At 61.1% G+C, this 25,128-nt stretch carries 22 protein-coding genes and 1 pseudogene; 7 read left to right on the forward strand and 16 right to left on the reverse strand.

The window, feature by feature from the left end; all coding sequences use genetic code 11:
* Positions 1-101: 101 nt before the first annotated feature.
* The 7 genes and pseudogenes from H7C19_RS02900 to H7C19_RS02925 all read right to left on the reverse strand — a co-directional run bounded on the left by H7C19_RS02900 (position 102) and on the right by H7C19_RS02925 (position 5,174).
* Positions 102-449 carry a hypothetical protein gene (locus tag H7C19_RS02900; RefSeq protein WP_185141078.1) on the reverse strand — a complete coding sequence of 116 codons (348 nt, stop codon included), beginning with the start codon at positions 447-449 and terminating at the stop codon, positions 102-104.
* A gap of 322 nt (positions 450-771) precedes the next feature.
* Positions 772-1,500 carry a hypothetical protein gene (locus H7C19_RS02905; RefSeq protein ID WP_246469276.1) on the reverse strand — a complete coding sequence of 243 codons (729 nt, stop codon included), beginning with the start codon at positions 1,498-1,500 and terminating at the stop codon, positions 772-774.
* 36 nt (positions 1,501-1,536) lie between these two features.
* Positions 1,537-1,761 (reverse strand): annotated as a pseudogene (locus tag H7C19_RS35625) (transposase family protein); the annotation flags it as partial.
* 334 nt (positions 1,762-2,095) lie between these two features.
* Positions 2,096-2,896, reverse strand: coding sequence for a lipase family protein (locus H7C19_RS02910; RefSeq protein WP_313731302.1), 801 nt, complete (start codon positions 2,894-2,896; stop codon positions 2,096-2,098).
* Positions 2,897-3,203: 307 nt separating this feature from the next.
* A complete protein-coding gene (locus H7C19_RS02915) occupies positions 3,204-4,049 on the reverse strand; it encodes a phospholipase D family nuclease (RefSeq protein ID WP_185141080.1) in 846 nt (281 codons plus the stop codon).
* 223 nt (positions 4,050-4,272) lie between these two features.
* A complete protein-coding gene (locus H7C19_RS02920; RefSeq protein ID WP_185141081.1) occupies positions 4,273-4,770 on the reverse strand; it encodes a hypothetical protein in 498 nt (165 codons plus the stop codon).
* Positions 4,767-5,174 carry a hypothetical protein gene (locus H7C19_RS02925; protein WP_185141082.1) on the reverse strand — a complete coding sequence of 136 codons (408 nt, stop codon included), beginning with the start codon at positions 5,172-5,174 and terminating at the stop codon, positions 4,767-4,769. The genes H7C19_RS02920 and H7C19_RS02925 overlap by 4 nt, the downstream gene beginning before the upstream one ends.
* A gap of 227 nt (positions 5,175-5,401) precedes the next feature.
* Here H7C19_RS02925 and H7C19_RS02930 point away from each other — a divergent pair, with 227 nt between their 5' ends.
* The 3 genes from H7C19_RS02930 (at position 5,402) to H7C19_RS02940 (ending at position 7,399) form a co-directional block, all read left to right on the forward strand.
* The gene (locus tag H7C19_RS02930) at positions 5,402-6,160 is read left to right on the forward strand and encodes a DUF5683 domain-containing protein (protein WP_185141083.1); all 759 of its coding nucleotides are present in this window, start codon (positions 5,402-5,404) and stop codon (positions 6,158-6,160) included.
* A gap of 16 nt (positions 6,161-6,176) precedes the next feature.
* Positions 6,177-6,623, forward strand: a complete 447-nt coding sequence (locus H7C19_RS02935; RefSeq protein ID WP_185141084.1) for a hypothetical protein — start codon at positions 6,177-6,179, stop codon at positions 6,621-6,623.
* Positions 6,624-6,790: 167 nt separating this feature from the next.
* A complete protein-coding gene (locus tag H7C19_RS02940) occupies positions 6,791-7,399 on the forward strand; it encodes a 3'-5' exonuclease (RefSeq protein WP_185141085.1) in 609 nt (202 codons plus the stop codon).
* 161 nt (positions 7,400-7,560) lie between these two features.
* Here the strand turns inward: H7C19_RS02940 and recQ are convergent, their stop codons facing one another.
* From recQ to H7C19_RS02955, 3 genes are all read right to left on the reverse strand, one after another.
* Positions 7,561-9,378 (reverse strand): DNA helicase RecQ, encoded by a 1,818-nt coding sequence (recQ, locus tag H7C19_RS02945; RefSeq protein WP_185141086.1) that lies wholly within the window; start codon positions 9,376-9,378, stop codon positions 7,561-7,563.
* 33 nt (positions 9,379-9,411) lie between these two features.
* Complete coding sequence (gene helD, locus H7C19_RS02950) at positions 9,412-11,757, reverse strand: RNA polymerase recycling motor HelD (RefSeq protein ID WP_185141087.1); 2,346 nt, start codon at positions 11,755-11,757, stop codon at positions 9,412-9,414.
* A gap of 87 nt (positions 11,758-11,844) precedes the next feature.
* Entirely contained in the window at positions 11,845-12,996 is a 1,152-nt protein-coding gene (locus H7C19_RS02955; protein ID WP_246469277.1) for a GIY-YIG nuclease family protein, read from the reverse strand.
* Positions 12,997-13,172: 176 nt separating this feature from the next.
* Between H7C19_RS02955 and H7C19_RS02960 the strand changes: the two genes are divergently transcribed.
* Both H7C19_RS02960 and H7C19_RS02965 read left to right on the forward strand, forming a co-directional pair.
* Positions 13,173-14,576 (forward strand): SpoVR family protein, encoded by a 1,404-nt coding sequence (locus H7C19_RS02960; protein WP_185141088.1) that lies wholly within the window; start codon positions 13,173-13,175, stop codon positions 14,574-14,576.
* A 66-nt stretch (positions 14,577-14,642) separates the two neighbouring features.
* A complete protein-coding gene (locus tag H7C19_RS02965) occupies positions 14,643-15,548 on the forward strand; it encodes an SDR family oxidoreductase (RefSeq protein WP_185141099.1) in 906 nt (301 codons plus the stop codon).
* Between the two features lie 269 nt (positions 15,549-15,817).
* Here the strand turns inward: H7C19_RS02965 and H7C19_RS02970 are convergent, their stop codons facing one another.
* Positions 15,818-17,167, reverse strand: coding sequence for an MATE family efflux transporter (locus tag H7C19_RS02970; protein ID WP_185141089.1), 1,350 nt, complete (start codon positions 17,165-17,167; stop codon positions 15,818-15,820).
* Between the two features lie 371 nt (positions 17,168-17,538).
* On the reverse strand, positions 17,539-19,434 hold the full coding sequence (locus H7C19_RS02975) for an ATP-dependent protease PrkA (RefSeq protein WP_185141090.1): 1,896 nt from the start codon (positions 19,432-19,434) through the stop codon (positions 17,539-17,541).
* 315 nt (positions 19,435-19,749) lie between these two features.
* Between H7C19_RS02975 and H7C19_RS02980 the strand changes: the two genes are divergently transcribed.
* Both H7C19_RS02980 and H7C19_RS02985 read left to right on the forward strand, forming a co-directional pair.
* Positions 19,750-20,676, forward strand: a complete 927-nt coding sequence (locus H7C19_RS02980) for a DUF2161 family putative PD-(D/E)XK-type phosphodiesterase (protein ID WP_185141091.1) — start codon at positions 19,750-19,752, stop codon at positions 20,674-20,676.
* Positions 20,673-20,978: a Rieske (2Fe-2S) protein gene (locus H7C19_RS02985; RefSeq protein ID WP_185141092.1), complete on the forward strand. Its 306-nt coding sequence runs from the start codon at positions 20,673-20,675 to the stop codon at positions 20,976-20,978. Before H7C19_RS02980 ends, H7C19_RS02985 begins: the two co-directional genes overlap by 4 nt.
* A gap of 86 nt (positions 20,979-21,064) precedes the next feature.
* Here H7C19_RS02985 and H7C19_RS02990 read toward each other — a convergent pair whose 3' ends face one another.
* The 4 genes from H7C19_RS02990 to serC form a co-directional block, all read right to left on the reverse strand.
* Positions 21,065-22,300: an aminotransferase class I/II-fold pyridoxal phosphate-dependent enzyme gene (locus H7C19_RS02990; protein WP_185141093.1), complete on the reverse strand. Its 1,236-nt coding sequence runs from the start codon at positions 22,298-22,300 to the stop codon at positions 21,065-21,067.
* A 461-nt stretch (positions 22,301-22,761) separates the two neighbouring features.
* The gene (locus tag H7C19_RS02995; RefSeq protein WP_185141094.1) at positions 22,762-23,004 is read right to left on the reverse strand and encodes an AbrB/MazE/SpoVT family DNA-binding domain-containing protein; all 243 of its coding nucleotides are present in this window, start codon (positions 23,002-23,004) and stop codon (positions 22,762-22,764) included.
* Between the two features lie 161 nt (positions 23,005-23,165).
* Positions 23,166-23,633 carry a tRNA (uridine(34)/cytosine(34)/5-carboxymethylaminomethyluridine(34)-2'-O)-methyltransferase TrmL gene (trmL, locus tag H7C19_RS03000; protein ID WP_185141095.1) on the reverse strand — a complete coding sequence of 156 codons (468 nt, stop codon included), beginning with the start codon at positions 23,631-23,633 and terminating at the stop codon, positions 23,166-23,168.
* A gap of 136 nt (positions 23,634-23,769) precedes the next feature.
* Positions 23,770-24,858 (reverse strand): 3-phosphoserine/phosphohydroxythreonine transaminase, encoded by a 1,089-nt coding sequence (gene serC, locus H7C19_RS03005; RefSeq protein WP_185141096.1) that lies wholly within the window; start codon positions 24,856-24,858, stop codon positions 23,770-23,772.
* Positions 24,859-25,128 lie beyond the last annotated feature (270 nt).

Raw genomic sequence — 25,128 nt, forward strand, 5'->3', positions numbered from 1 at the left:
AAAGTCGGCGGTTCTGCAAAGTCGGCGGTTCTGTAAAGTTGGCGATTCTGTAAAGTTGGCGATGCCTGACCTGCTTTGTCTGATACTTGGCGAAGTTCAAGCTACTTCTTCTCCACTTGCAGGGCGGACACCTGCTTCACTGCGTACGTATTCCTCAATGACGCCTCCGAGAGGATCTCCAGCTTCACAAGACCGGCGATCTTGGCGGCATCCGCGCTGGACAGCAGTCGCCACAAGCTGGCATCGGGCAGCGCCTCGTACAACTTGTGATCATCATACTCCCGGCGCTCCTGCGCGATAATCTTTACGCGGTATTCCCCGTTCTCCCAGCCTTTCAGTCCGTTCGACTCCGCATGCGCGATCAGCTGGAGCCGCAGCTCGCCGAGTTCCCGCTCGAGCTCCCTTTGCTGCTGCTTAAGCTCGTAATACCGCTCGACCTTCTTGTCCATGTTCGCTTCCCCTCCCATCTCCATACCTATGAACGGGTGGAGGGCTTTAGACGGCCTTATGTTCTTCGTACTTTCAAATCTCTCGCGGGGCATTCGAATCTCAATGTCCTTACCACCAATCTCCTCCAAACCCATTTGAACGATATCCCCTTCGCTCAGGAAAAGATGCGTCCCCTCTTATCTCGATCTCTCGCTGGACCAGACAGTATAGACAACATCCGTTCGTAGAGAGGTAGATCCCCAACGCTATTTGGACGATATCCCGCTCGCTCAGGAATACGATGACAATTGAAAGAATTGGAGAAGCGGCAGCTGGGAAAGATTAATTGGCTATTTTCGGAGAAGGTGAAAGTGCTCGAAAGAACTTCGCTTTGGGATGAACAATCGGATAGGGTGCTCGCCTTGTCTGGAAGGAGCGCTTCGTTAATTGAGGATAAGTAATCGTACGCGTCGTCGCACAAAGAAACCCTAACTGTGTGGCCGCGTACCGCGTATTAAACCGAAAACAAAACTCATCTAAATAAGCCTGCAAATGCTTAGGCCCGATCCCTCGGAAGGAGAAGCTCAGCCACCGAAAAGCCTGCCGCATCAGCTTGGCCAAGGGTTGATAGCGATGCTTGCTAGGACGAGACGAGATAAATACCTCTTGCGCGTCCATCGCGACATGCTGACCGACGAAATCCTCGCCCAGCTCCCGATCCGGGTATCGACGTTTAAGCAGGCTTTTGTCCACTTGCTTCATTTTCACGTAGGCGATCTGCGCCTGTTCGTCTACCTCGGCCCCCGCCAGAACCGGCTGATCATGGGCATGCGGGCTGTTGCTCGGATGGGAGAACGGTCCCCCATAAATCGCATCTTGCACATGGACGGAGCCGGTTAATAACGTCTTCGCATCGGCCTTCGTCATCGCGTGACGCAGCTTATGACTCATGAGCCAGGCCGTCTTGTATGTCACGTTGATCCGCGCCATCAACTGCTTGGCGTTAATCCCGACGGCGACCAACCGAATAGCCTGAAACCATTGCCGCAACGAGGTTCTCGTTCCTTCCATAATGGTTCCGGCCAAAAGCGAAGTCTGATGGCCGCACGTCCGGCATTCATACAAGGGGTGCCTGCGAGTGCGAATGAGATAGTGCTGCGTATGTTGACAGGATGGGCAAAAGTACCCCCGAGGCCACTTCGCGGCAAATAAGGCTTCCTTGCACTGCTCCTCGGAAGCGTCGAAATCAACCGTTGGGTCAATAGGATTGGAGTTCATACCGGACGACCTCCGAATGGGAACATTAGTTCTCTTCTCTATTATACAGAACATGTGTTCCTATTTCAACATATTTTTTCCCAGATCGACCCATATGAGAGCCTCCGCATTTCCCTGATCGAAGGGGATACCGAACAAAAGAAGAAGGAAAAGATATGGCGTTCCGTAGTTGGTAGAGGGTGCTTATCGGCATCAAAATAAATGCAGGCAGCGGGACGGAGGACATCTCTCCTGAGCGAAAGGGATAGCGTGTAAAGGTGACGAATCAGCAGTGTGGTCACAGCCGGAAAGGCGTGCTTCTTATCGGCATCGAAAATAGACGCCGACAGCGGGACGAAGGTCACCTTCTGAGCGAAAGGGATAGCGTTCAAACGTTTCCCAGCTCGTTCTAAGAATAGGCAGACGTTGGGCATAGACCCGGGTTGGCTTTGCACATCCGTTCCGTATAAGCAGGCTCCCGCTTGGCGAGCTCCGCGAAGTAGCTTCCTAAGACGTGATTGGCAGAGAGGGCGCCTTTCTGGAACGGCACCGGAACAGGATGGCGCGTATGGGAGTAATAATAGGTCGTCTCCTGCTTCGGGAGTTTGAAGACGAATGGAGGGATATGCGTGACCGCGTCGTACGGATTGTGGATGCGATAGCTGGAACCGATCCGGGCGGCATAGGTGCCGGCAAAAGCCGAATCGCCAACGCGCGGCGAACCGAAGGTATAAATGTAGGGGGAACGGAATTTGGTGTTGGCGGACACGTCTAGCGCACATAATGAGGCAATCGCAGCGCCCAAGCTATGGCCGGTAATATAGAGCCGCTTGCCGGGCGATACCTTCCGGAGCGCAGCCAAGATGACGCCTCTCATCGAGTCGTAAATGGCGTTGAAACCGCGATGGACCAGGCCGGAATCCCTCATGTATTTGAACTTGACTTGCGACGCCATCGCGTCGGAGACCCAGTCCGACGTAGAGCTGGTGCCTCGAAACGCAACGATCGCGTCATGCTTGGATTCGAGAATGAATCCGAACCATTCGCGAACGCCGTCAAACGATTGACCTTTGAACGCTTCAACGACATCATAGGCGGCAGGCAATACAAACGTACCGTCCGGATTGTCATACTGCGTATACGTCTGGCCGCACACAGCGGCGAGAAAAACGGCTTTGGCCCTATCGTATCCTTGTGCTTGCAAGCGCACCACGCCCCTCCCCCTATCCTATTGAGGAAAGGGGAAAGAGGTGACAAACGCGGAGGGCGGAGCCCGCTTCAAACCCGGATACTCCGCTGCGGCGCGGAATCCGTAAGACTGCGCATCGGCTTCTCGTGCAGAACGGATATTTCGCCGCGGCACGGAGTCCGGCAGAACGCACAGCTGCTTCTGTACAGAACGATTACTTCGTCGCTGCGCGGAATCCGGCGGCCTGTGCGTCAACTTCCGTACAGAACGATTACTTCGCCGCTGCGCGGAATCCGGCGGCCTGTGCGTCAACTTCCGTACAGAACGATTACTTCGCCGCTGCGCGGAATCCGGCAGCCTGTGCGTCAGCTTCCGTACAGAACATTTGCTCCGCCTTGGTACGGTCATAATTTGCGCCGCCGGGAACATGGTAGATCTTGTCGCCTTTGGCGTTAATGTTGCCTTTGATCTTCGGAGTGGCGCATGAAGCCGGAGCCGCTTCGCCGCCGGCCTGCTGCCCGCCGGCTCCTGCATCCCCTTCCGCCTCTTGCGAAGCAGCATCATCAGCCTGAGGCGGGACGGAGTCTTCCGGCTGGGCGATCGAAACCTTCAACGTCTCGTATCCTTTGTCGTCGCCCCAAATCCGCTCGAACTCGTCCGCGAACGAGGCCGCGACTTCGGGATTGCGGATGACAACCAGCATCTCGTCGTTTGTCGTGCTGGCCGCCTTCGAATAGTTGAAGGAGCCCGTTGTCGCGACTTCCCGATCGGCCACGGTCATCTTGAGGTGCATCAACCCGCTATGCCGATTGATCTTGATCGGGATCCCCGCGCTGCCCAGAAGCTTAAGCGCCTCCTTTTGCGTCTTGCCTCCCGATTGAATGTGATCCGTCATCAGCCGGACCTCGACGCCTCGCTTCTTGGCGTCTTTTAGCGCTTGTACGATATTCGGGTACGTCAAGCTGTAGATCGCCACTTCGAGCGTTCGGCGAGCTCCCTTTATCACTTGGATGAGCTGCTCCTCCGGGTGCTGGTCGGCTTGGGTGAACGCCCACTCCAACTGGGGGCCGGAGACGGCAGCCGTAGAAGGCTTGTCGCCGGCCAAGCTGCAGCCGCTTAGCAGCAGCAAGACCAGGAAATATACGGACAACGTAAAGAGACCAGGTTTGCGCATGTCGCGTTCCCTCCTTGGACGGTTCTTCCTTTGGCACAAACCTCATCCCATTGTAGAGGAAGACCGTTCCAAGGGCAACGCGCTTTTCCTAGCCTCGCGGAGAGAAGACCGCTCCTTGCGCAGCACGCTTCTTAATTTAGGGAGAACTTCCTTGTGTCTGTCACTCGGCGTGATTTGAACTTGGCATTATCGCACTCGTCGCCTCGCCTTGGCATTATCACAATCATTGCCTCTCCTTGGCTATCAAATATTGCCGCTTCAGGATAACGAAAAACGCGATCGTGGCGGTCTGGACCGCGACATACATCATGAAGGAGTATCGAAGCGTCCAATCGTTGTAATGGAATACTTGGAAGTAGACGGTCAATCGTTCGAAGCCCGTTCCGAACAGCGAGCCTAACAGGATATAGACCGGGGTCGCCAATCCTCCGATCCGACAGACGTGATACACGTAAATGAACAAATAGCCGATCGGCGGATAGAGCAGCCAAGTCACGAGATCCCAGACATCGACTTGCGCGCTATTGTTGATATCGTACAGATCGAACGGCTTCATCCCGATCGTATCGTCGAGGCCTTTGGCGAGCGTCAAGCTGAACAGCATGACGAGCGCCATGATCGAATTCGGCAGCGCCCTCGGCAGCGCGAACGCCATGCCGTAAGCCGCGATAAACGTCGCCACATTGAACCAAACATACGGGGGCCCATACAACAGGCTCATATCCGAAGGCCATCCTTCCTCATGAGCGTCCGATAGGCGGAACGAACGGCAAACGCATAGTAGACGAGCAGGATCGATTCCAACCAGTTGTAGCTCGACTTCCCATCGGCAACGAACCTCATGACGCCGCTGACGGTTATGTGTTGTTGAACGAGACCGATGAGAACGCCCGTTGCCGCAGGCAGCATCGCTTTCCAATACCATTGACGAATCCGGTCGGCGAGAGTCATCCCCCAGACGACTAGGAGCGGCGACAGCACTTGCAGGTAGATACACCGCACGAGTCCGTGCTCGATACCGGATGCGGGCTGGATCCATTTCAAGTTCAAAGTGAGCACGGCGACGTACATATCGTCCACGAACACGACCGTCATCCAAACGAACAGCAACTCGAACAGATGCATCGAATGATGCCTCCACGTGCACAAGGCGACCAATAGGAGAATGGTAACGGTGAAGTAGAACGCAAAAATCAAACGGCGACGCCTCCATTCCATGGGCGTACGTAAAGTTTCTTTCCAAGTATGTCCTCGGGCCTACGGGAATAATCGACCGGCAGCGGCTGTCTTGCTTAACGCCAGATTCTTCATTTTCGAAGAATAAAGATGGAAATGAATTACAAACTAACGGTATGAAAAATCGATCCCGACACGACATTTCCAAGTTGAGCGTCCTTGGGAATTCCTATCTCGTTGCCCATCAGCCCTATATGGTAGCCTGGTGGTCCGCGGCATTCCCCGGGTTCGGCCATTATTTGCTGAACCAGTACATGCGGGGCCTGCTGCTGGCGCTGTTGGAAGTCATCGTCAATTCGATGGCGCATCTCAACGAGGCCATGGTCTATTCCTTCTGCGGCCGGTTCGACAAAGCTGCATCCGTCTTGCAGCCGGATTGGTCCATGGGCTATATCGTCATATACTTTTTCGCCATGTGGGACAGCTATCGTTCGGCCATTACGCAGACCAAGATGGCGCAACTGGCGGAAGCCGCGCAGCCCCCCGTTCGCCGCGTCCTGATCACCCCGATGGAGGTGCAGTATGTCGAACGGAAAAACCCGGCCGCCGGCGTCTTTTACTCCTTCTTCTTTCCCGGCCTCGGACAGTTGTACAATCATCGGTTCGGACTGGCGTTCTACAGCATCTTCTGGTGGTGGATCTATTCGCTCTTGTCCCACTTCTATCGCGCCGTGCTGGCGCTGATGCTGGGCCATGTCCCGCAGTCCACCGCGATGCTCGATCCGCAGTGGCTGCTGTTCATGCCGTCGGTCGTCGGAGGATCGATGTATCATGCGTACGTGACGACCTTGGAACAGAACGAACTATTCCGAAAGGAACAGCGGCAATATTTTAAGGCGCGTTACGGCGCCTCCGAGATCGATATTTGGGGATAGACGGGGGGAGCGTTCATTGCTGATCATCGGGACATTCGAGCATTCTCTGGAATTGGAGCAGGCGCTCGCCGCCGTCGAGCGAATCGGCGTGAATCCCGCTCGCATCTTGGCGGTCGGCATGGACGCGTCGACGGATCCGCGCACGGTAGCGGGAAAGAGAACGGTAGACGGCGTCGAGGTCGGACTCGCCTGCGCCACCGCCTTGGCCGTCATCGGCTCGAGCGTCGGCTTCATCCTGGCGTGGGGGCCGATCGTGTGGGGGTTGATCGCCGCTCTGGCCGGCTTCGCCATCGGTTATGCGCTGCGCAGCCTAGGGAGCAAACGGACCGGCTCGCACCGCAGACCGCGAACACCGTGGCCGGAGGTCACGGTGTTCGTCGAATGCCTGGACGAGCAGAGTCAGGAGATACGGGGTATTCTGCGCCGATACGGCGCGCTGTCCACCGGATGCCACACGCGTTAGCAGCCGGCACTCTATCGGGGCTGAGCGGCGAAAGCTTGCTTCATGTCCGGTCGCCCTCCTCTTCTCGAATGAAGCGCGTCTCCTCCACGGCCAAACATCCGTTCCGCTCGACAGTTCCAGATTCGGGTAATAGGATGAATAAGAACCCGTTGCAGGAGGATTATCCCATGCGTTTGCATAATGTTACCGTCTTCGACTTCGAGACGAGCGGTCTCGACCCTGCGCGCGACCGCGTCATCGAGATGGCCGCGATCCGCTGCTATGAGGGCGAGATCGTCAGCCAGTTCACGACGCTGGTCCGCTTTGACGGCATACTGCCGCCCAAGATCACCGAATTGACGGGATTGACCAGCGAACAGCTGGCGCTGGGGATGGACGAAGACACCGCGTTCCGCATCCTGAACCGGATGATCGGAGACAGCATCCTCGTCGCCCACAATGCCATGTTCGACCTGGGTTTCCTGCATCATGCGCTGCAGCGTCTGGCCGGCCGTTCCTTCTCCAACGACTTCATCGACACGCTCACGATTAGCCGGATGCGCCATACGTATCCGCATACGTTAAAAGAGATGTGCGCCCGCTACGGCATCGCCAACGAACATGCGCACCGCGCCTTATCGGACGTGTACGCCACCTGGCAGCTCCTCGGCAAGCTGAACGAGGAGGAATCGGTCGAGCCTGCGCTGAACGTTCTAGGCTATCTGCCGAAGCACGGCCTGCCCAAGTGGCGGCCCGATCAAGCGCGCATGGAGAAGATCGAGATGAAGTACGCCTAACGGCTGCGACGCGGCGCATCGCCGCGTCCCGCGCCCAAGACAAGGCGCCGCCGATGGGATCGGCCGCCGCTAGGAGTCGGTTGCGGCCGCACATCCGGCCGCTATTCCCGCGCCAACAGGGGGTCCAAGGCTGTAAAAGCCGCCGGATCCCATGTTGGTCGTTATGCGTCGTCGTATTCCCTAATGAGCGACACGAACGCTTTGCCGTACTTGGCGAATTTGGCGTCGCCGATCCCTTTGACCCGGCGCATCTCGTTCTCCGTCGTCGGCCGAAGCTCGCACATCTCCTTGAGCGTGGCGTCGTGGAAAATGACGAACGGCGGCACGCCTTCGCGATCCGCGATCTCCTTGCGCAGCGCGCGCAGCCGGTCGAACAGCGCCGCGTCCGCCGGGGCGACCGAAGCGCCGCCGGACGATCGCGAGCCCGAACGGCTCCGGCCTGCCGAAGCTGCCGCAGGCGGCTCCACGCGTTGGAACACTTGCTCCTCGCCGTTCAGCACCGGGCGCACCTTCTCGGTCAGCAGGACGACCGGGTACTGGCTGTCCGACAGCCTCATGTAACCGTCCGCCACCAGCGCGTGAATGAGCTGTACGATCTCCTTCTCGGACGAGCCGTTCATCCGTCCGTACCACCGCAGGCCGTCGAAGCCGAACTGGCGCACCTTGGCGTCGTTGGCCCCGCGCAGCACCTTGGCCGTCAGCGTCACGCCGAACCGCTGCTTCATCGAGGCGACGCAGGCGAACACGAGCTGCGCCTCCTTCGTCACGTCCCGCAGCTCCCGCTCGTCCGTGCAGTTGCTGCAGCGGCCGCAAGGCTCGCCGCCCTCCTCGCCGAAATAGCGTACGATGCTGCGCTGTAGGCAATCCGACGTATGCGCGTACTCGACCACGTCGTTCAAAAGCCGGTAGTCGTTTTTCTTCCGCTCGTCGTCCGCTTCGCTCTGCTCGATAAAGAACTTCTGCGTCACGACGTCCTGGGGCGAGAACAGCAGCAGGCACTCCCCCGGCTCCCCGTCCCGCCCCGCGCGACCGGCTTCCTGATAATAAGCCTCTACGTTCTTCGGCATGTTGTGGTGGATGACGAAGCGTACGTTCGACTTGTCGATGCCCATGCCGAACGCGTTCGTGGCGACGATGAGCTGCAGGTCGTCCCGCAGGAACGCCTCCTGCGTCTGCGCGCGCTCTTCCTCGCCGAGTCCCGCATGATACTTGCCGACGGACAAGCCGAGTCCCGCCAAATACTGCTGGCAGCCGTCCACCTCGCGGCGCGTGGACGCATAGATGATGCCGGCTTGTCCGGGACGCTCGCGGATGAAGCGGACGATGTAGTCGCGCTTGTCCGCGTTCTTCACGACCGAGAGCGACAGGTTGTCCCGGGCGTAGCCGGTCGTCACCCGATCCGGTTCGGCCAAGCGCAGCCGCTCCACGATATCTTCCTTCACGACGTCCGTCGCGGTCGCCGTGAACGCCGCCATGACCGGCCGCGGCTCGATATCCCGCAGCAGGCGCACGATCGCCATGTAGCTCGGACGGAAATCATGCCCCCACTGCGAGACGCAGTGCGCCTCGTCGACGGCGACGAGCGGCACGCGAATCTGCCGGAGCAGTCCGCGGAATCGCTCCGACTCGAGCCGCTCCGGCGCGATGTAGACCAGCTTGTACTGCCCTTCGTAGATATCCCGCAGCCGGTCGTTCGTCTCTCTGGCCGACAAGGAGCTGTTAATGTACGTCGCCGGGATGCCGGCCGCGTTCAAGGCGTCCACCTGATCCTTCATTAAGGAGATCAGCGGCGAGACGACGAGCGTCACGCCCGGCATGAGCATGGCGGGCACCTGGTAGCAGATCGACTTGCCCGCGCCGGTCGGCATGACGCCGAGGACGTCCCGCCCGTTCAGGATCGCGCCGATGAGCGATTCCTGGCCTTTGCGGAACGAATCGTATCCGAAGTATTGCCTTAATATCTTGCGTGCTTGTTCCATCTGTCGTTCCTCCCCTCCCGAGAGGGGCAACCTTCACGCTCGCAGAAAAGGCGAAAGCTGACCCGTGTAGTAGATGCGCAGCACGTGCAAGGCCCGGGTACAGACGGTGTACAGGAGCTTGCGGTGCGTCTCTCTGCCGTACCGCTCCTCCGAAGCGTCCCAGACGAGCACGGCGTCGAACTCGATGCCTTTGGACAAATACGAAGGCAGCACCGACACGCCCTTCGGCAGCTTCGCGGAGCCGCCGGTGACGAGCGTGACCGGCACGTCGTCGGCGAGCCGTTCCTTGATGAGGGCGCAGGCGTTGCCGCTCTCGTGCGCCGTCTTCGCGATGACGCCGATCGTGGCGTGTCCCGCCGCCAGCAGCTCCGCCACGTCGCGCGCCGCCCGGTCGGCCAGATCCGCCCCGTCCCGGCAGCTCGCGATCTGCGGCGCCTCTCCTTCGCGATGGAACGGCACGATGCCAGCCGCATCCTCCGGACGGAGGATGCGCTTGGACAGCTCGACGATCGGTTTCGTCGAGCGGTAGCTCGTGGAGAGCCGCCATACCGACGTGTCTTCCGGCGCCGCGAGCCGCGTCCAACCGCCGAAGCCCCCGCTCTCCTCGGCCTGCACGTAGATCGCCTGATTGAAGTCCCCGAGCACCGTCATCCGCGCCCGCGGGAACCGGCGGCGCAAGAACGCCGCCTGAAACGGCGAATAATCCTGCGCTTCGTCGACGAACAAGTGCCGCACTTCGCCTTCCACCTTGCGGAAGCCCTCGAGCGCCTCCATCAGGTAGAGCAGCGGCGTCGCGTCCTCGTGGTCGATCGACTTGCGAGCCAGCGTCTCCTCGGCCCGCTGGGCCATCCACTCCCAGCCGTCCGGTAGCCGGCCGTCCGGCGCGCACTCGGCGAACAGCGTGCGGCTCGCGAACAGCTGCCGGTAGGTCCCGACCGGGTCCAGGAAGCGGAAGCCCTTCACCGCGCGGCGCAGCGGCTCGATCGCGCGCTCGGCGGCCCGGCGCAAGAGCAGATCGGTCATCTTGTCCTCGTCGTTGAACGCCTCGTCGTGGAATCCGCCCTCGCGGCGCACTTGCACGTAAGCCCGCTGAATCTCCTCGTCGTCCGCCAGCTCCGCGGCTTCCTCGACCCACGGCTCCGCCATCTGTTGGTCCACCCATCCGGTGAGCCGCTCGTTCAGCCAGCGCCGCAGCTTGGCTAACCGGTCGCCGAAGCCTTCCTGGCCGAACGCGACGTAGAAACGCTCCGCCATCTCGTCGGCCGATACGATCGTATCGCCGCGAAAGCGCAGCGGGCGGAAGCGGACGCCCGCCTGTCCGAGCCGCTTCAGGTAGCGCTCCACGGTCTCGAAGAAGTGCTCCGAGCCTTTGTAGCGCACCGCCTTCTCCCGCGCTTCCCCTTCAGGCGTCCGCTCGGCGGCGGCGAGCGCTTCGGTCTGCGTGAACAGATCCTCCACCTCGAAGCGCCGTCCGAGCCGCGCTTCGATCAGCTCGCGGAACGTCATCTGCCGCATATTGGCTTCGCCGAGATCCGGCAGCACGCGGGAGATATAGCCCTTGAACACCGGGTTCGGCGAGAACAAGACGATCTGGTCGGACGTCAGCGAGTCGCGGAACCGGTACAGCAGGTAGGCGATCCGCTGCAGCGCGGCCGACGTCTTGCCGCTGCCCGCGGCGCCCTGGACGACGATGAGCTTGTGCCGCTCGTCGCGGATGATGCGGTTCTGCTCCTTCTGGATCGTCGCGACGATGCTCTTCATCGCCGTATCCGATTTCTCCGAGAGCACCGCCTGAAGGATGTCGTCGCCGATCGTCTCGTCCGTATCGAACAGATGCTTCAGCTTGCCGCCCCGGATGACGAACTGCCGCTTGAGCGAGAGCTCGCCGCGGATCTCGCCGCCGGGCGTATCGTAAGCGGCCGCGCCCGGCTCGTGATCGTAGAACAGGCTCGATACCGGCGCCCGCCAATCGTAGATATAGAACGTCTCGCCGTCTTCGCCGACGAGCGATCCCCGTCCGATGTAGATCGGCGCGGCGGGTCCGTCGCTTCCTTCCTCCACGAAGTCGATCCGCGCGAAGTACGCGTTGTCGCGCTGCCGCGCGAGCCGCTCCGCCGCCTCGGACGCCACCTTGTGGCTCCGCTCGCGCTCGACCAGCAGCTCCGCCTGCTGCACGATGCTGCTCCACGTCTCGCCGAGCTCCGTCGCGTCGGAGAAGTTGATCGACAGGTCGTCCCAGAACTCCTGACGGATGCCGACGACGTCGCCCCGCCGCTCGCTGAGGACGGACAGCTCCTTGAGCAATCTGCGGTCGATCAGTCCGATGACCTCGGCCAGCCTTTTCGTTTCTTCTTCCCGAACTGCCTGTTCCTCTGGCACCGCGCTCTTCCTTTCCCGTGCGTACGATTCGATATCCCTTGTTGTATCACGCGCATCCGCCCAGCGCAAGCGCCGAGCATCCCGCGCTTACTTCGCCGCCGCCTTTGCCTTGTCCAGCTCGATCAGCGTCTCGAGATTGGCCCGGCACAGCTGGAGCAGCTCGTACTTCAGTCCGCGCCGGGGTACCGTGAGCCGTACAGGCGGTTCTCCCCTCCGGCGCAAGGCGGCCCGCACGCCTCTGGCGTCGCCGATCTCGCTCACGATGATCTCGCCCGGCCGCTGCGCCGTCGCATAATGCTTGACGAGGAAGCGGTCGCAAGCCGCGGCCCCCTCGCCCCGCTCCCAGGGCACGGCATCAAGCCGGTGCAGCATGCCCTGGTGCACCTCCGCGATGACGACCCGGTCTTCGCCGAAGTAGACCGCTTCCTGGCTGCCCTCGGTCTCCCGGTCGACGATCTGCCGCTCCGGGCGCCGTTCCAGCAGCCGGATATGCCGCAGCATGTGCTCCGCCTTCTCGAACTGGAGCTGCTCCGCGTAGGCCTCCATCTGCGCGTACATCGCCGCGATCAGCCGCTCGCCGCGATGGTCCAGCAGCTTCGCCGCCTGCCTCGCCGATTCCAGGTAATCTTCCTTGGATATGTAGCCTTCGCAGACGCCGCTGCACTTGCCGATATGATAGAGCAGGCAAGCCCGCTTCGGCAGCGTCGCGCAGGTCCGGAGCTGATAGTGCTCCGTGACGAAGGCGATCAGCGCCTCGCGGAACCGCCCGCTGACGAACGGGCCGAACCGCGCGGCGGACGGCGTCTCCTGCGGCTCGGTATCGGATGCCGCCGCGACTTCCTCCGCGGCGAGCCCCGCGAACCGCTCGCGGACCGTGCGCCGGTCCCGATAGTAGGCGACCAGCCGCGGGACGGGCTCGTCCGTGAGGCGCAAGTAGGCATAGCCGCTATTGTCGCGCTTCAGCGCGCGATTATACGGCGGCTTGTGAATCTTGATCAGGTTGTTCTCGAGCAGCAGGCTCTCCCGTTCGTTCGCGACGACGATGAAGCCGATCTCGGCGATCTGTCGGACGAGATCGGCGATCCGCCGCCGCTTGTCCGTGCCGTTGAAGTACGCGCGCAGCCGGCTGCGGATGTTCTTCGACTTGCCGATATAGAGCACGCGGCCTTCCCCGTCCTTCATGAGGTAGCAGCCCGGCTGCTCCGGATATTCGCGCGCCTTGAATTCGAAAACCGCCAAGACGGCACCTCCCGAACGTACATTCTCTTCCCAAAGTCTATCAAGAATACGCGCGCGGAGCAATCCGCGAAACCCGCTGCCGGTCGAAATAAGGTCGTCCGACAGTCACGCGGAGGGCGGTTCCTACATATACATAAGGTGGTGGGAACTCTGGCTTTTGAAGGGGGTATATGCCTATGGCATACATCGACGAACAGCGCAAGCTTGAAGCTTCGATCGAAGAGATCACCGAGATCGCCGCCGGCCTCGGCCTCGATTTCTATCCGATGCGCTACGAGATCTGCCCGTCCGACATCATCTACACGTTCGGGGCGTACGGCATGCCGACCCGGTTCAACCATTGGAGCTTCGGAAAAACGTTCAATCGCATGAAGGTGCAGTACGATCTCGGCCTCAGCAAAATCTACGAGCTGGTCATCAACTCCAATCCGTGCTACGCGTTCCTCCTCGACGGCAACTCCCTCGTGCAGAACAAGCTGATCGTCGCGCACGTGCTGGCGCACTGCGACTTTTTCAAAAATAACGCGCGCTTCTCCACCTCCAACCGCGACATGGTCGAGAGCATGTCGGCGACCGCCGAGCGGATCAGCCAATACGAGGTCGAATACGGCACCGCCGAAGTGGAGAAGTTCCTCGACGCGGTGATGGCGATCCAAGAGCACGTCGACCCGGGCATCGTGAGACCGCACGGGCTGGACAAGAAACGCTACACGGAATGGCGGCAGAAGGTCGACAAGGAACGGCCGGGCAAGCACGCAGGCGCCTCCCCCTACGACGACCTCTGGCTGCTGGACGACGAAGAGCGCCTCGCGCGGCAACGGGAGCTCGACCATACGCCGGAGCTGCGCAAGTTCCCGCCCCGCCCGGAGAAAGACCTGCTCTGGTTCGTGCAGGAGTTCGCGCCGTTCATGGAGCCGTGGCAGCGGGACATCATGTCGATGCTGCGCGAGGAGATGCTGTACTTCTGGCCGCAGATCGAGACGAAGATCATGAACGAAGGCTGGGCGACGTTCTGGCATCAGCGCATTATGCGCGAGCTCTCGCTGACCAGCGAAGAGACGATCGAATACGCCAAGCTGAACGCCTCCGTCGTCCAGCCGTCGCGCAGCTCGCTGAACCCGTACTATCTCGGGCTCAAGATCTTCGAGGACATCGAGAAGCGCTGGGGCCGGGAGCGGATGTTCGAGATCCGCGAGCTGGATTCGGACCCCTCTTTTCTGCGGAATTACTTGACGAAGAACCTGACCGAGGAGCTGGATCTCTACGTCTTCGAAAAGAAAGGCCCCGAGTGGACGATCACCGACAAGACTTGGGAGAACATCCGCGATCAGCTCGTCTTCTCCCGCGTGAACGGCGGATTCCCGTACCTGGTCGTCGCCGACGGGGACTGGCAGCGTAACGGAGAGCTCTACGTGACGCATCGGTTCGAGGGCGTCGAGCTGGACGTGAAGTACGCCGAACGCACCCTGCCGTACCTCGTGCAGCTGTGGGGCAAACCGGTGCACATCGAAACCGTCATCGACGGGAAAACGGCGCTGTTCAGCTGCGACGGCAAAAAAACGACGCGGAAAAACGTTTGATCTGTGTAGAATCGGGTCGTTTGGTTTAACTTACTCCTATAGCAACCAGCGAAGGAGAGGTTACCCCTGACCCAGAATACGCAACCGGGCGCATCCGCGCCCGTCGAAGCCGCGCCGCAGCGGCCGGATCATTTTCCTCCGCAGCATCAGGACCGCCAACCGGGCCTCGAGAGCGACATGTACCCGACGCCCGAAGCGGAATCTCCCATCTACAAACCCGCCGGCAAGCTGCAGGGCAAGACCGCCCTCATCACCGGCGGGGACAGCGGCATCGGCCGCGCCGTGGCCATCGCCTATGCCAAAGAAGGCGCAGACGTCGCCATCGTCTACTTGAGCGAATATACCGACGCGCGGGAGACGCAGCGGCAAGTCGAGCAGGAGGGCCGCCGCTGCCTTATCCTCGACGGCGACGTCGGCGACCCGGCCTTCTGCAAGACGGCCGTCGATCAGACCGTGAGCCAGTTCGGAGGCCTGCATATCCTCGTGAACAACGCTGCCGAGCAGCATCCGCAGCCCAAGCTGGAGCAGATCACGCCGGAGCAACTGGAGCGCACGTTCCGCACGAACATCTTCGGCATGTTCTACTTGACGCAGGCGGCGATGCCGCACTTGAAGAGCGGCGCCGCCGTCATCAATACGACGTCCATCACCGCGTACGAAGGGAGTCCCGAGCTGCTCGACTACAGCGCGACGAAGGGCGCGGTCGTGTCCTTCACGCGCTCGCTCTCCCAGAACGTCATCGGCCAGGGCATCCGCGTCAACGCCGTCGCGCCGGGTCCGATCTGGACGCCGCTCATCCCTTCGACGTTCGACGAGACGAAGGTGGCCAAGTTCGGCTCGGACACGCCGATGAAGCGCGCCGGCCAGCCGGACGAGTTGGCGCCCGCGTACGTGTATCTCGCCAGCGAGGACTCCTCGTACATGGCCGGCCAAGTGCTCCACGTGAACGGCGGCACGATCGTGAACGGCTAAGGCGTCCGGAGATGCGCGGCGCCTGAGCGAGAGGAAGAGGCTGTTCCCCTGCGTGATCGGGGGGAACAGCCTCTTCCTTGTCGGTCTTTCATTGTAAGCGAGCCGCGCGACGCTGGCAAGCCCTATAGCGAGATATTTATCGGCTTTGAGCACGAAGCCGCATTTGCGGCTTACGGCTTTCCGCACGGGCACACCCTGCCGCAAGCCGGCCATTATTCCTGAGTGAACGGGATATCGTATAAAGCGACCCGTTCGCGCGCCGCGAATGGTTATGCCCCGGCTTCCTTCAGCCGCACCGCGTGCCAATCCGTCCGGTAGAACCGGATGAGCACGGCCATTCCGAGCGCGGTGAGGAAGGTGTACAGCGACAGCCACGCGCCGACGCTGCCCCAGTCGAGCACGTTGACGAACAGGAACGTCAGCGGCACGAAGAGCAGGAAGCTGAGCGCGAGCGAGATCCGCATGAGGAACGTCGTGTCTCCGATTCCCCGCAGGCCGCCGGCATAGAAGTTGTAGAAGCCGTCGAAGATCTGCAGGTACGCCGAGACTTGGATCAATCGGGCCGCCACCTCGTAGACGGACGGATCGGTGCTGTACAGCTTCGCGATCGGCACGGCCCAGATCAGCTCCGCCGTCCCCAACGCCAGCAGGAAGACGCTGCCGAGTATCGCCGTGTTCGTCCCCGCCTTTCGCGCCAGGCGGGCTTGTCCCCTGCCGATCTCCTGCCCGACGAGGATCGTCGCCGTCGAGCCGAACGCGAAGGCCGGCATAAAGCCGAACGACATGACGTTCAGCGCCACCTCGTTCGCGGCGAGCGCTTCGTCGCCGAGACGGGCGACGAACATCGTGAACAGGTACATGGAGACGCTCATCGAGAACTCCTGCAGGCCGAGCTTGCCGCTCTCCTGGAAGACGAGGCGCAGCTCGCGCCAATCCGGACGCGGAATCGTCCGAGTGCCGTAGCGGCGGTGCATCGGACCCAGGAAGACGATCAGGCACAGGACGAGCTGGAACGCTTCGCCGATCAGGATCGCCGCGCCTGCTCCCGTCACGCCCCATTTCGGCAGGCCCCACGCGCCGTTAACCAAGCCGTAAGTGAGCGCGATCATCAGGCCGTTGGATACGATCGCGACGACCATCGAAGTGCGGGTGTCCCCGACGCCCCGGAAAAACCCGTGGAACACAAAGCTGATAATCCCGAACGCCATCGCGTAGAACCGGAGCTCCAGATAAGCGTCCCCCGTCGACACGACGTTCGCCGAGCCGCCCGTGAGCCGCAGCACGTCTCCGCTGAACAGCCAGCCTGCCGCGACGATGACGAGCGCGATGCCGACGCTGGCCGTGAGCGCGAGATAGGTCCGTTGGATTCCTTTGCGCATCTCGTTCGAGCCGTAATTTTGCGCCACGAGATAATTGACCGTATGTCCGATGCCGGAGAACAGCGCGAACACGTTGTACATGATGATATTGGAAACGCCGACGACCGCGATGACGACGATGCCCAAATGGCCGACCATAATCAAATTCACGGTACCCGTCACCGTCTGCGTCGCGAACGCAAACAGCGAAGGCAGCGCCAGAACCATGATCTGGAACCCGTTTTTAAAAAATAATTTCATGATGTAAAGACCTCTATCCCCTAATATTACCTCAGTTTGCCTGATGTCGGCCCGTCGTGTCAACGGTCTTTTGGCCGAGCCTGCCGCAAGAGGTTCCGGACGCCGCCTCCCGCTTACCGGACTTGGCCGTTTCGTCCGCCCCCCTTCCGTTCGCTTGCTCTCGGTTATGATGCGTTTTCGTCAATGTCGCGCATTCGTTCTTCGGCTCTTCTCGTTCTCTCCGCGCAGACCAAACCCCGGAAGAGCGAGCCGCCGCTCCTGCCGGGGTTGGTTGGGTTGCTGCCTTCATCATCAGGACTTTGCCATTCCTAGCGCAATCTGTCCATGCAACGCATCATCACGCTAAAGCGTACGGAACTCGACGATCCCGCTTACCGATTCAGCAAGCTGCCCACGTACCGCATGAGTTCGTTCGAGCAGACCGGGCAATAGCCGTGCTCGTCGATGAGCCGTTTGGTCACTTCGTTGATGCGCTTCAACTGGTTCTCGTCCGGCGTCTTCGTCGAGGTCGTGATCTTGACGATGTCCTTCAGATCGGCGAACAGCTTCTTCTCGATCGCCTCGCGCAGCCGCTCATGCGTGCTGTAATCGAACTTGCGGCCTTTGCGCGAATAGGCCGAGATGCGGATCAGAATCTCTTCGCGGAACGCCTTCTTCGCGTTCTCCGAGACGCCGATCTGTTCCTCGATCGACCGCATGAGACGCTCGTCGGGGTCCATCTCCTCGCCCGTGAGCGGGTCTTTGATCTTCGCCCAGTTGCAGTACGCCTCGATGTTGTCGAGGTAGTTCTCGAACAGCGTGCGCGCCGACTCCTCGAACGAGTAGACGAACGCCTTCTGCACTTCCTTTTTCGCGAGATTGTCGTATTCCTTGCGCGCCGCGGAGATGAAGTTCAGATGCTTCTCGCGCTCTTCCTTCGTGATCGAAGGATGCTGGTCGAGCCCTTCCTTCAACGCCCGCAGGACGTCCAGGGCGTTGATGCAGGGCAAGTCGTGCTTGATCAGCGCGCTCGAGATCCGGTTGATGACATAGCGAGGGTCGATGCCCGACATGCCTTCGTCGGCGTACTCGTTCTGCATCTCTTTGAGGTCGGCGTCCTTGTACCCTTCCACCTCTTCGCCGTCGTACAACCGCATCTTCTTCACCAGGTCCATGCCTTGCTTCTTCGAATCCTTGAGTCGCGTTAAGATGCTGAAAATCGAAGCCGCGCGCAGCGCGTGAGGGGCGATGTGCACGTGCTTCATATCCGATTGGCCGATGAGCTTGCCGTAGATCTTCTCCTCGTCCGATACCTTCAGATTGTACGGCACCGGCATGACGATCATCCGCGATTGCAGCGCCTCGTTCTTCTTGTTCGCGATGAACGCTTTGTACTCGGATTCGTTGGTATGGGCCACGATCAGCTCGTCTGCCGAGATCAACGCGAACCGCCCCGCCTTGAAGTTGCCTTCCTGCGTCAGCGACAGCAAGTTCCACAGAAACTTCTCGTCGCATTTGAGCATCTCCTGGAACTCCATCAGGCCGCGGTTGGCCTTGTTCAGCTCTCCGTCGAAACGGTATGCGCGCGGGTCCGATTCCGAGCCGTATTCGGTGATGGTCGAGAAGTCGATGCTGCCCGTCAGATCCGCGATGTCTTGGGATTTGGGGTCCGAGGGGCTGAACGTCCCGATTCCCGTCCGCGTCTCCTCGGAGATGAGCACCCGCTCGACCGGCACGCGCTCGATGTCCCCGCCGAACTCCGTGCGCAGCCGCATCGAACAGGAGGGGCACAGGTTGCCTTCGATGCGGACGCCGAGCTCTTGCTCGATCTCGGGCCGCAGTTCGCTCGGAATCAGATGGAGCGGCTCCTCGTGCATCGGGCAGCCTTGGATGGCGTAGACGGCCCCCCGCGGCGACCTGGAATATTGCTCCAGTCCTTTTTTCAGAATGGTGACGATCGTGGACTTGCCGCCGCTGACGGGTCCCATGAGCAGCAGAATCCGCTTGCGTACGTCAAGCCGCCGCGCCGCCGAGTGGAAGTACTCCTCCACCAGCTTCTCCATCGTCCGGTCCAGCCCGTAAATGTCGTTCTCGAAAAATTTGTACTTCTTGCTCCCGCCTTTGTCCTCCACGCCGTGCGATACGATCATGTCGTAAACCCGCGCATGGGCGGTCATCGCCGGAGCCGGATCGCGGCGCAGCAGGTCGATATAATCCCGAAAAGTGCCAGACCATGTCAGCTTCTCGCTTTCTGTCCGAAACTCCGCGAGACGCTTGAAGATGTCCATGCCGCTTCCTCCCTCGCTCTCTGTCTCTCCGTTGCGAAACGTACTACATAACTATGCGCCGACAAGGACGAATTTGCCCCGAAAATAAGGATGAAAAAACGTCCGCCTGTCCGAGGCAGAGCGGAAAATGACATCGCGTTGACATCCCGATCTCAATTCCGTCTATTCTATGGACGCGGCTGTCCGTTCATGTCTATGAAGCGAGGATGCCGCGCGTCACGGCGCGCAAGGGCCGATCGTGCCGAGAATGGCCCGTCTCGGCGTCGCGGAAGCGTGCTATAATGGGACAAACGCGCGCAAGCGGAGGTGCATGTCATGGCCGTTAAGTATGAGACGGAGTTGTACGGACCGGTCAAGGCCTACTGGGTTCGGCGCGGGTACGAAGTGAAGGCGGAAGTGCGCGGGTGCGATCTGGTCGCCGTCCGGGCGGACGAGCCGCTGCCGGTCATCGTGGAGATGAAAAAAACGTTCACGCTCCCGCTGCTGCTGCAAGGCTTGGAACGTCAACGCACCGGCGCGGTCGTCTGGCTCGCGGTGGAGCGCAACCGCGTGAAAAAGGGCGCGCACAACCAGCGGTTCTCCGAGATCGCCGCGATGTGCCGCCGGCTCGCGCTCGGTCTGATGACCGTCACGTTCTACAAGACCAAGGAACCGATGCTCGAAATTTGGAACGAACCGCCGATGGCAGCCGGCAAGGCCGACGTTCGCGCGGCGGGAATCGCGGCGGAGTCGCCGCAAGCGTACGCCGCGGGCGGCCGCAAACGCGGCACCGCCCGCCTGCTGCAGGAGTTCGCCGCCCGGAGCGGCGACTACAACGTGGGCGGCAGCTCGCGGCGCAAGCTCGTGACGGCTTACCGCGAGCGGTCGCTCCAATGCGCGCTCGCCCTGACGTGCGCCGGCCGGCTGGCCCCGCGCGAGATCGCGGCGATGACCGGCATCCCCAAGGCCGGTCAGACCTTGCGGGACAACTACTACGGCTGGTTCCGGAACGTCGAGCGCGGCATCTACGACCTGACGCCCGGCGGCATCTCGGCGCTCCGGGAGTACCGGGAAGTCGCGGCCGCGTGGGCGGGGCGATTCCCCTGGGCGGCCGAGTGGCTGGCGGCAGAGGCCGCTTCCGAAGCCGCTTCCGCGGAGCAAGCCGTTGCCGCCCAAGAACTAGCTATCGTCGCGGAGGCCGATGCCGCAGCTTCGCCCGCCACCCTAGCCCCCATTCCGGAGAAACAAGGAGAATCTTCATGAGCGAAACCATCATCGGCCCCGCCGATCAATTCACCGTCTGGCCGGCCGAAGTCGAACTGGACGGCGCGCCCTACTGGCTCACCCGCAGCGAGGCAGGGGAATACCGCCTGCTGCTCGCCGTTTGCCCGCATGCCGGCGGAGAAGTGCGGTGGACGGAGGGCACGTTCTTCTGCCCCTTGCACTTCTGGACGTTCGACCGGGAAGACGGCCATTGCACGAACGTGGACGACGAGCGGCTGCAGCGCCGCGATGTGACGCTGAGGGAGGATGGCGTGCTCGTGGCCGCGGGCGAGCTTTATTAGCCAGGCTTAGCCCGCAACGGCAAGCAATGCTAGCGACGCTGCGGGCTGCCGCGGTCCGCTACGTCGGACTCTCTAAGCGCAGCCCCCTACACCGACCGGCCCATGAACTCGCCGATCGCCTCTTCGATGCGCCGCACGCCCTCCCGAATCTCCCGTTCGTCCGAGTGGACGGCCGTTAAGCGAATCTTGAACCGATCCGGTTCGGAAGCGTAGAAGGCGTTGCCTGGCTGGAACAGCACCCCTTTGAGCCAGGATGCCCGCAGCAGCGCCTCCGCGTCCAAGCCGTCCGGCAGCGTCAGCCAGGCGTGAACGCCGGCTTGCGGTTCGGCCGCGAGCGCCTCCGGCCGTCCCTGCCGCCGCAGCGTCTCGGCGAGCAGCGCATTGCGCGTGCGGTAGACGAACCGGAGCGTCGCGAGCGCCGGCTCGACGGGTTGCGCCTGCGCGTAAGCCAAGAGCGCCAGCTGATCCGCCGCCGACACCCGCTCGGTCTCGCCCGCTGCCGCGGCGGCACGCGCGAGCGACTGCGCCTGCTCCGGTTCCAACCCCGTTCCGGTCAGCCAGCCGAACCGCAGCCCGCCGATCAAGCCGGGCGGCAGCTCGCGGACCGTCAGAATCGCGCCCCGTGTTTCCGGACTCCGGTCCGCCCTTTCCAGCGTCCCTCGGTTGCCCGTCGCCGCATGCGCCCTTTCCCCCTTTTCCGGCTCTCTCTCCTCGCCCCGAACCGTCTTCGCGCTCGATTCCGCCCGCCGTTGATCCGCTTGTTCCGCCAGCGCCGCCTGCCGCTCATCCAGCAGCAGCGTCACGCCGCCGGACGCGCACAGCTCCGCCAGCAGGCCGAATCGCCGTTCGCTCCAGATCCGTCCCTCCGGGTCGGTGCAAGATGGCGAAGCATAGACCAGCTTCGGCTTCAACGTATCGATGGCCTGCGCGAGCGCGTCCGGATCCATGCCTTCTTGGTCTCCGGCGAGGGAGACCGGCAGCGCGCCGACGCGCCGGATCGCCTGCAGCGCCATGCGGCTCGTCGGACGCTCCGTCAGCACGATATCCCCCGGCTGCAGAAGGCCGCGGAAGGCGGCCTGCAGCGCGGCGTCCGCGCCCGGCGCCGCCTGCAGCACCGCTTCCGGGCCGGCAGCAGCGCTTCGCGCGCCGAGCCAGCCGGCCGCGAGTCGCTCCCCCAGCGCGGGCAGCAACCCGCCCTCGCCCGTCCCCGCGCCCGCATCCGCCGCGCGGGCCGCCTGCTCCCGCCGCATCTCTTCCCATTCCAAAGCGGACAGCAACCCTTCCTTCGGCCATCCGCCCATCCAATTGATGACTTCCTCCATTTCGGTACCGCCTCCTCCGCTCGTGCGGATCGCAGTTCATGATCGTTACCATTGTATGCCGGCCGTTCACAACTTTTTGCGTTTTCTTTTTGGCGAACGTTGGGTATAATAAAGGAAGTTTAGTGGAGGTGTCGAAGATGTTCCTGGGAATGAGCGACAAGTTCTGGATTGTCATCTTGGTCATGGCGTTGTTCATCACCGCGATGCTGACGTCTTCTTACAACGAAGACAAGACCAAAGGCCTTTGATCGCCTGACGATCAACCGCTGAATACCTTGCCGTCCCCCTTGCGGGCCGGGATGTAGAACGCACCCTTCCGGGCGGCCGCCGAACGGCCGGGGAGGGGTGCGTTTTTTCGCTTTTTCATCGACGCGCGGCAAAAAGCCGCCCCGATTCGCCGACGCTGCGTCGGTTCGGAACGGCTTTCGAATTTTTCGCGATCGGCTCGAACCGGATGCGGCTTAGAGCGCGTTCATTTCCTTCAAGCAGGACGCGCATACATAGCGCTCCTTGAACTCGCCGACGCCTTCCATCGACGAACAGAAGACGCAGCGCGGACGGTACCGCTCCAGAATAATATGATCACCCTGCACCAGAATCTCTACAGGATCTCCCTCGTTCATGGAATAACGTTTGCGTAACGATTTCGGCAGAACGATCCGGCCGAGCTGATCCACTTTCCTTACTACACCAGCAGGTTTCAATGCAGTTCCTCTCCATTCTTTCCCCGGTATTCTAGCTAGTCAAACCTGAAACCTTTAGCTCTTATCTCTACTTTCGATAGCGGTCGTACATTTCCTGCACGGATAGGTTTTTGCTTAAAAATGTGCAACAAATCGGGAAAAATGCCGACATTTGTCGAACCTCATCCTTCCATGCCAGGGAAATCATTCTGCTTCAGCGCCTCGTAAACGACAATCGCCGCCGAATTCGCCAAGTTCAGCGAGCGGACCTTGTCGGTCATCGGCATCCGGATGCAGGTCTGCGGATTGGCGTCCAACAGCGCTTGCGGCAGCCCTTTCGTCTCCTTGCCGAAAACGAAGAAGTCGCCGTCCTCGTAGCGGATATCGCTATAGCGTTTGGACGAACGGGTGCTGGCGTAGAAAAACCGTCCTTCCGGATTCGCGGCCTTCAGCTCGTCGAACGAGTCGTAATAGGAGATGTTCACGGCGTACCAATAATCGAGACCTGCGCGCTTCAGCTCGCGGTCGTCGGTCGAGAAGCCCAGCGGACGGACCAAGTGCAGATGCGTTCCCGTCGCCGCGCACGTGCGGGCGATATTGCCCGTGTTGGCCGGAATCTCCGGCTCCACGAGCACGATATGAAAAGCCATACGTCTCTTCCTCCTGACGCGGGCGATATCCGCCCTTCTCTATCTTCATCTTGCGCGCGGACGCCATGCAAAAACCGCGGCCGTGGCCGCGGTTCGCTCAAAAGCCGATCCCTTGCGCGTAGCTCGTCTAGCGGCGTTAGCCGTTGCGGCGGGCGAAGTCGCCCATAAAGTCGACGAGCGCCCGAACGTTCTCCAGCGGCACGGCGTTGTAGATCGAAGCACGAAGTCCGCCCACGCTCCGGTGCCCCTTCAAGCCGGAGAAGCCTTGCGCTTCCGATTCTTTGGCGAATTGCTTCTCCAGCTCTTCGCTTGCGAGCCGGAACGTCACGTTCATGACCGAGCGGCTGCCCGTCTCCGCGAAGCCGCGGTAGAATCCGTCGCTGCCGTCGATGGCGGCATAGAGCAATCCTGCCTTCTCCTGGTTCACCCGTTCGACGCCGGCCGCGCCGCCTTGCGCCTTCACCCATCTCAGCACCAGGTTCGTCATATAGATCGCGAACGTCGGCGGCGTGTTGTACAGCGAATCCGTCTTGGCATGCGTCGCGTAGCGCAGCATGGTCGGGACGGGACCTGCCGGCTTGCCGATCAGGTCTTCCCGGATGATGACGATCGTGACGCCCGAAGGGCCGAGGTTCTTCTGGGCGCCCGCATAGACGAGGCCGAATTGGGAGACATTCAACGGACGGCACAAGATATCGCTGGACAAGTCTCCGATCAGCGGTACCGTCCCCGTATCCGGGTAGGATGCCCATTGCGTGCCTTCGATGGTCTCGTTGGAAGTCACGTGCAGATAAGCCGCGTTGTCCGGAAGCGCGATCTCTGCCGCGGCGGGAATGCGCTTGTATTGATCCGCTTCCGAAGAAGCCGCGATCGTCGTCTCGCCGAAGAGCTTCGCTTCTTCGATCGCCTTGGTCGCCCAGCTGCCCGTCGCCACGTAGGCGCCTACGGTACCCGGCTTCAGCAGGTTCATGGGCACCATCGCGAACTGGGTGCTGGCGCCGCCTTGGAGGAACAGAACCTTGTAGCCTTCCGGAACGTTCAGCAATTCGCGGAGCAGCTGTTCCGTCTCCTGGTGCACGCCTTCATAGATGGCGCCTCGGTGCGACATCTCCATCAGCGACATGCCGCTGCCCCGGAACTCGACGAATTGTTCCTGCGCCTGCTGCAGTACTTCTAGCGGCAGCGCGGCCGGACCGGCGTTGAAATTGTAGGCACGATTAGCCATTGCATTCCCACCTTGTGTAAATTCATGATAGGCTTATCATAACAAAGCGGTACTCCGCCAGCAACCGTAAATCCACCCGAAAACGTGACAAAAGAAAGAAATTCCGAACGAAAATGGAGGTTATCGTGGAGAATCTTCGCCTTTTCTTAGGGGTCGCCTTGTCCGAGGAGACGACTCGCCTGCTCGCTGCGCGTGCGGAACGGATGCGCGCCGAACTGCCCTTCCGGAGCTGGACACACCCGGCGGATTACCATGTGACGCTGCACTTCC

The sequence above is a fragment of the Cohnella nanjingensis genome, from assembly GCF_014212125.1.
Lineage (GTDB): Bacteria > Bacillota > Bacilli > Paenibacillales > Paenibacillaceae > Cohnella > Cohnella nanjingensis.